This is a genomic window from Vibrio sp. 1580 (assembly GCF_033340055.1).
In genome coordinates this window covers 1-685 of the sequence record NZ_JAWOVT010000311.1, presented here as the reverse complement: position 1 = coordinate 685, position 685 = coordinate 1, and the positions used below count along the sequence as shown (strand labels likewise).

General features: G+C 46.1%; 1 protein-coding gene. It reads left to right on the top strand.

Annotated elements, in window-relative coordinates; translation table 11 throughout:
- A partial coding sequence (gene rdgC, locus R7093_RS25710; protein WP_318147085.1) for a recombination-associated protein RdgC occupies nt 1-651 on the top strand: 651 nt, incomplete at its 5' end.
- Nucleotides 652-685 lie beyond the last annotated feature (34 nt).

The following is a 685-nucleotide window of genomic DNA, read 5'->3' as shown; positions in this document are numbered from 1 at the left end:
GCTATGGAAGCACAAGAAGGTCGCCCTTTGAAGAAGAAAGAGGAAGACAACTTAAAAGATGACATCGTGATGGACTTGCTGCCTCGTGCCTTTAGCCGCAGCAGCCACACTCACGTGTTGATTATGCCAAAAGAAGGCTTCATCCTTGTCGATGCAAGCAGCTACAAAAAAGCAGAAGACGTATTAGCGCTACTGCGTAAAACCATGGGTAGCTTACCTGTTGTTCCTGCGATTCCAGAAGTAGCAATTGAAACCACGCTAACTGAATGGGTTAAAACAGGTAACACACCGCAAGGCATCACCATGATGGACGAAGCTGAGTTAAAATCGGTGCTTGAAGAAGGTGGCGTGATTCGCTGTAAGAAGCAAGAGCTGACCACAGATGAAATCCGCAATCACATCGCAGCTGACAAAGTCGTGACGAAACTTGCACTTAACTGGCAAGACCGAATCGAGTTCATCATGGCTGAAGATTCCGGCATCAAACGTCTAAAATTCTCAGATGAGTTGAAAGATCAAAACGACGATATCCCACGTGAAGATCAAGCGGCTCGCTTTGATGCTGACTTCTCACTAATGTGCGGTGAATTCAGCGCTTTCCTACCAAATCTATATGAAGCGCTAGGCGGCCTGCCTAACCCTAACGCATAAGATAACCCTACTTTTTAATAAATACGCCCTCACT